Here is a 6,539-nt window from a genome sequence, read left to right on the forward strand (position 1 = left end):
CGCACATGTCGGACTGACACCAGCAGTAACCTGCCAATGTGAACCGTGCGAGGCGGATTCCGACTGGAATCGAGGTTCCCAGGCGACCGACCTACCACGCATGGGCCATCGCGCTCTTCGGCATCGTCATGATCCTTGCGACGGCCTGGTGGCTCTCCCCCTCGTCGGATCAACTCCTGCCCAACCCGCGTGGGCCCGAGACCTACGCCCTCGAATGGAGAGTTGCCCTCCCACTGGGCATCGGCTTCGGAATCATGGCGGGATTGATGGCTGTCGGTGGGTTACTCCGACTAGTGAGCGGCGGCCCTGCGCTAGCCCTGCGCGATGGCAGAGTCACGGTCCACACCCCAACTGTCTGCGTGACGTTCCCCCTCGTGCGGGTCATTCGCGTAGCGATACTGCCTCGCAAGAGGCTCCTCCGAGAGCCCTTCCTGATCATCTACGTGGCGGGCTGGCCGCGGAACTTCGGCCTTGTGCCCCGCCGACGTATCTTCATCGGCGGACACGAGATGGCGTCATCCGTCGAGCAGGTCGCGAACATCCTCGCGAAGGCACGCGATCCCCTCCCAACCATCTCGACCGATGGAAAGGCCGAGGGCCCACCTCGCCCACGAGCCGGTCGAACCGAAGTCGCTCGCCGCGCCACAGACTGATCACAGGTCAGCGCAGGACATTCGGTGAAGTGCAGAATCCGCACTAGATCGGTCGCTCCCCGTCGACTGACACCAGCACCAGTCCGCCGACGTGGCGGCTCTCGCGATCACCGCTCCCGTGCCGTTTCTCGGCGTTGACCATTGGCCTCAACACGGCCCAGCAACGCGTATGGCTAACTCAGCTGAGGTGGCAATACCCGCAAGATCTTGCCGAGGTTGACTTCCCCGGGAAGTGAACCTCGGCAGAATCTTGCCATCGACGACCTACGCCGGAATATGGACTCCATGCGAATACCTGCTGGTGGGATTCTTGGGCGCGGGTCCTGTCCCATCACCTTCCCCCCGGCCCTGCCTGGCTGTGGCCTGCCCATCGGCTGGCCGATAGATGCCTTTGATGCCCACCTAAGAATCGGGGCATCTATGGCATCTATGAGTACGGGCATGGCCGCTCCGGCCCGGGTCGAGTCCTGCTTCGTACCTCGGTAGCGCTTCGCTTCGAGCCGTCGGTGAAGACCGGCAGTAGTCTGCCGACGTGGATCGATGGGCCTGGCGAGTCTCCGAATCCGGGCGGCGTCCCTGGTCGTTGGCGGCGCGGCGTTCAGTAGTCGTGTTGCTGGCCGCGGTGGTGTTGGGTTCCTGCGGGGGGTCTGGGTCGACTCAGGACGATGGAGAGACGGCCGATCCGAGACCGTCATCAACTGCGACCGAAGCTCCGGCACCCCCGAGTGCCGGGTCTCCCGGCACCGAGCCGAGCCCGTCGCCGACTCCACCCCCCACTCCTCCCCAGGGGCCTGATGGCACCGCCGGGGACGAAACCGCCTGCGAGTTGCTGGTCACGCCCCGGTCTGTACCGATCTCCCAAGACCCGGTCGCACTGGCAGAGGTGATCCAGGTGGCGTTCGTAGGCTCCCTCGGCGGCGAACCTGCCGAAGTCGTCATCTATCCCGAACCCGGCTCAGAGGGCCAGATCCGAGAAATCATGGATGAGCTGTCCGAGATCGAAGGGGTCACCGATATCGAGCTCTTCGAAGTCGACCCGACCATCACAGGGCTGATCGAGACGTCAATCGATGGCACGTTCGGGCCTTACACCGCGGAGTCGATACCCCCGTCAGTTCGGATGCGCGTGAGCGGCGACGAGGCCTTAGAGCGTGTCCAGTCGAGGTTCGATGACGACCCCGCTGTTCTCGTCGTGGGGGACGACAGGAGTTCCCCACTCGTCATGTCCGAGGGCCTACGAATAGTCGTGCCCCATTTCGAGGCTGATCTGGACCGACTCGCCACGATCGGACCGGATGAGGTCCGCACGTCGGCGGCTGAGATCCTGCGGATCCACGAGTTGTACCCATCGGCGTCGGAGGCCGACATCGAGTCGGCTCGCGAGGCCGTCTCAGCTCTGGTGGCCTACGCCGTTGATCCCTGCGGATTCGTGGCCGACGGCCAGGTCGACTGAACCGTGAATCGAGTCGTCGGGTGCGTGTTGTTGGGGCTCGTGACGCTCGCCGCGTGCGGGTCAGGTTCCAGCAGCGCGGCCGCGGAAGGGTGTTGGGTCCAGGTCTCGTCGCCCGACCTCCGGTTCCCCAACGGGGTCGCCGTCTCACCGGATGCCTCCGAGAAATGGGTCGTCGATCAGTCCGGTCTCATCTTCCACGAGCGCGGGGGCCAGTGGTTCGAGCCCGGTGTCTGCCCCGGCGAGACCGAGACGTGGTGGCAGGTCGAGATCCCCTTCGGCGTCGCGATCCGCGACGACGGGATCGCCGCCGTGAGTTCCGCGGTCGACGGAACGATCTGGCTCATATCACCCGAAGAAGGTGTCGTCGTGACTTTGCCGCTCGATCCCGCCGGTGAGCGCACCAGGACTCCGACACCCCACGACGTGGAGTGGAACAACGAGACGCTGTTGGTCGCCGATGTCGCTAACAGCCACGTCCTTTCTGTCAGCCCAGACGGCTCGGTGAGAGTCGAGGCCGGTCGAGACTCGGTGTTCGACGTTGGGCCTCAGCCTCGAACAGGCCTGGTCCCCACCACGTCCGACATCGCCTTTCCGTCCGGTATCGACGTCCTGGGCGACGAGGTCGTGATCGCCGAGATGGACGCAGGTCGCCTCGCACTGCTCGCCGACGGCACCCTGCGCACCCTCAACCTGACCGAATTCGAGGCGATCGGCGACTGCCTGCGGGACCGTCTCGATGAGGACGTCCCGATCGAGAAGCCGAGCGCCGTGGAGACCACCAACGACGGGAAGGCCCTGGTCGTGGCTGACAGTCGGATCGGGTCGATCTTGTGGATCGGTGTTGAGGAGTCCTCGATCCGCGAAGTCGCTGGCCCGTGCGTGGGCGGCGAGATCTTCGGGGTGCAAGATCTCGATGTCGACTCCGCGGGGAACGTCTACGTCGTCGGAACCGAGCCAGGCCATCTCCTTCGCATCACCCCGGACGGAACCCGAACGACGGTCGGCTAAGCACCGGTCGTGCGAAGGTCACCTCCGCGCGGCCGAGCCCTCGGCCGAGATCGCCACCCTCACCCACTCAGCGCCGCTCATAGATGCCATAGGCGCCCACGTCTGAGCCGGGGCCTCTAAGGCATCTATGAGGGCTGATCGTCGGACAGGCGCCATGACCACGATCCGTCGCCCGCGAACCCCTGGCGGCTACTCAGGACCCCGACTCGCTTCTTCGCCGAGTTGAGCTGCTTGTCGGAGAACCCGGCCTCCCGTCCCCGCCGGAGCATCTCCTTCGCCGGGACCGCCCCCTCGGCCAACTCGGCCCTCAGGAACTCGTCGACCTCGCGGGCCGGGACGTCGTCGGAGCCGCCCATCAGCGCGTCAGCGTCGAGGTCGACAGCCCCCGCCCACTCGATGCGGCTGCACCCGTGCTCATCGACGGGGACTAAGCGGTAACCGAGCGCAGGAGGCCGCTCGGCCAGGTTCGACTTCACCGAAGCCAGCACCCGCAGACCCGCGTCGTCGGGGTGATCACCCGCGACGAGGACCGATCTCGCCGCCCCGGCGATCCCGATGGACCCGCCACCGCGGTACAGCGCCTTGGGACCTCCGGACTTGTTCAGGTGCCGGAGGGCCAACACAGCCGCGCCCGTCGCGGCTGCCATGTCGGCGAGGGGACGCAGCCCGGCCCTCACGGCCTGGTCCTTGTGGACGTCGAGGGTCGTGTGGAGGTAGGCGTTCAACACATCAATGATCACAAGGACAGCTCCAACCTCGTCGACGACGGCCCGGACCTGTTCGACGTGCACGGGAAGGGAAAGCTCGGTGAGCGAGTCGGGCGACTCACCCCTCACGGCCTCGACCACGTAGACGAGATCCGGGTCACCCCCCGCCGCGTCGACGCGAGGCCGGATCGTGTCAGCGACTCCGTCCTCCGCAGACAGAAGGACCACAGCCGCCGGTTGACGGCGTCCATCAACACCGCAGCCCGGCATCACGCCGCCGGTCGTGACACGGGCAGCGATGTCGAGCGCGAGCGTCGACTTCCCCACCCCGGGGTCACCGTCGAGCATCGTCAGCTTGCCGAACGGCATCCGCCCCGGCCACATCCATCGAACAACTTCGGGCTCCACGTCACCGAGACGAATGACAGACGCGCCCGTCGACTGCAAACGCTCATATCGGCACTCTTCGGCCGGTGCGGTCCCCTCGACAGACACCGGGTCGTCGAACCAGGCCTCGGCGGCGGCATCGACCCCGACGTCACGCATCGACCGGGTCACGCCGACCTCCCCAGGTTCATCCAGAAGTCGATCGAGTCGACGACCTGCCAGGCCTCAGGACCCAGACGCCTGACGACAGCGCGTGCAATCTCATCTGTTCGGTCTGTCGTGAAGATGGCGCGCGGGGCGGACTTCTCTGGGATCACCAACGGCGACGCCCGATCACCGAGCATGACTGCCATCTCACCGGCGATACCAAGAGCCTTCGCGCCAAGGTGAAGCGACAACTGCCGTCCAATCTCGCTTGGAGACCCGGACAGCGTGATTCGTACTGCACTCTTACTGTACAATGTAGTTACCCCTAACCAGGCAGCGGCCCCTACAAGGGGCCGCTGCCGCGTTTGCTAGTAGGACAAGCAGTTGCGCTGCACAAAGGACGCAAGACCCCGCCTCCGGGGACCCGAGGACAACCGGCAGGACACTCTCGAACACTCGGCACCATCAGCTTCTTACCCTCGTCCAGGTGACTCAATGTTTCGGCGGCCACGCGGTGAACCCGCGCAGCAGAGGTCACCGAGGACCATGGGGCCAATCCAACAGATTGGACTTGCAGCGGTTTGGGTGAAGTCGTCCACCATCGATCCGAGCCCCTCATCCCTACGTAGTCCTTTGCCTCTCCCACGCGACGACCTCGTCAACCGGGAAGAGAAGCCTGCGGCCGATCCTGACGGCACGCGGCGAGTCGCTCCGGTACCTGAGCATGTAGATGGCGCCACGGGTCGTGTGCCATCGCTCCGCCAGTTGATCAACTGTGAGCAGTGGCGCAGGCCCGCCGCCGCTCGCTGCGTTAACTGGCTCTCCGCGTTGAAGCTGGGGTGGTGATCGACGCCGGGGTTCGGGTTTGAGGGTCCCCGGGCGCGGTCAGGGGCCTCGCTATTGATGTTGCTGTTCGAAGGCACATCAACAGAGGAGGCCCCTGATGGGGATTGACGATAGCGGCGCTGTGTCGTCGCTTCTGGGACTCGACGGGTTCGTTGTTCGCGCCCAGGACCACGACGGCGTGCAGTGGTGGATCGCGGTGGAGACGACCGCGACGGTGGTGGGCTGTGAGGGCTGTGGGACCAGGGCGGTGGGTCACGGCCGGCGGCGGGTGAAGGTGCGGGATCTGCCGATCTGCGGGGAGGCGGTGACGTTGGTGTGGGCCAAGCGGATCTGGCGCTGTCCCGACGGCGACTGTGTCGTGAAGACGTGGTCGGAGCACTGCGATGAGATCGCTGCGCGGGCGGTGTTGAGCGAACGCGCACGGGGCGAGATCGCCCGCCGTGTCGGCCCGGGCGCCGAGTCGGTCGCGTCGGTTGCCCGCAGCTTCGGAGTGGGCTGGCACACAGCGATGGACGCGGTCCGCGATCACGGCACACCGAGGGTGAACCACCTGTCGCGCCTCGGGGCGCCGAGCGCGGTCGGGCTCGATGAGACGTCGTGGCTCGCCGCGACGGCGACCAGGCCGACGCTGTTGGTCACCGGCATCGTCGATCTGGACACGGGCCGGCTCGTCGACGTGATCGGTGCTCGCAGCGCAGCTGCGGTCGAGGAATGGTTGGCGGCGAAACCGCCCCGCTGGTCCGCCGGGATCGCCCACGCGGTGATCGACCCCTACCAGCCCTACGCCACCGCCGTCGCCAATCAGTTGCCCGACGCCAGGCTGGTCGTGGACCACTTCCACGTGATCCGCCTCGCCAACGCCGCGCTCGACGAGGTCCGACGCCGGGTCCAACACGACACCTTGGGCCACCGGGGCCGCTCCGGCGACCCGCTGTATCGGATCCGGCGGCGACTGTTGGTCGGCCACGAACACCTCAGCGCCGACGGCTTCGACCGGGTCCTCGCCTGGCTCGCTGTGGGCGATCCCGACGGCGAAGTCGCCGTCGCCTACCTCGCCAAGGAGCTGCTGCGCGAGGTCTACGACACCCACAGTCCCCTCGAGGCCCGGCGGCGCCTCGTCGCGTTCTACAACGCCTGCGACGACGCCGAGGTCCCCGAGCTCACCCGGCTCGCCAAGACCATCCGCCGATGGGAACGGCCCCTGCTGCGCTGGCACACCACCGGGTTGACCAACGCCGCCACCGAAGGCCGGAACCTGATCATCAAGAACATCAAGCGGCTCGGCTTCGGGTTCCGCAACTTCGAGAACTATCGCCTCCGACTCCTGTTGCGCTGCGG

4 protein-coding genes are annotated in these 6,539 nt (G+C 66.4%); 3 read left to right on the forward strand and 1 reads right to left on the reverse strand.

Going from position 1 to position 6,539, the window contains the following annotated elements; genetic code table 11:
• Positions 1 to 1,545 precede the first annotated feature (1,545 nt).
• Positions 1,546 to 2,106, forward strand: coding sequence for a hypothetical protein (locus RIE08_06095; GenBank protein MEQ8717163.1), 561 nt, complete (start codon positions 1,546 to 1,548; stop codon positions 2,104 to 2,106).
• A 3-nt stretch (positions 2,107 to 2,109) separates the two neighbouring features.
• Positions 2,110 to 3,114 carry a hypothetical protein gene (locus RIE08_06100; protein MEQ8717164.1) on the forward strand — a complete coding sequence of 335 codons (1,005 nt, stop codon included), beginning with the start codon at positions 2,110 to 2,112 and terminating at the stop codon, positions 3,112 to 3,114.
• Between the two features lie 125 nt (positions 3,115 to 3,239).
• Here RIE08_06100 and RIE08_06105 read toward each other — a convergent pair whose 3' ends face one another.
• The gene (locus RIE08_06105) at positions 3,240 to 4,379 is read right to left on the reverse strand and encodes an AAA family ATPase (protein ID MEQ8717165.1); all 1,140 of its coding nucleotides are present in this window, start codon (positions 4,377 to 4,379) and stop codon (positions 3,240 to 3,242) included.
• A gap of 919 nt (positions 4,380 to 5,298) precedes the next feature.
• Here RIE08_06105 and RIE08_06110 point away from each other — a divergent pair.
• The coding region (locus RIE08_06110) for an ISL3 family transposase (GenBank protein MEQ8717166.1) at positions 5,299 to 6,539 on the forward strand (1,241 nt) is incomplete at its 3' end.

It is taken from the genome of Acidimicrobiales bacterium, from assembly GCA_040219085.1.
GTDB lineage: Bacteria > Actinomycetota > Acidimicrobiia > Acidimicrobiales > JAVJTC01 > JAVJTC01.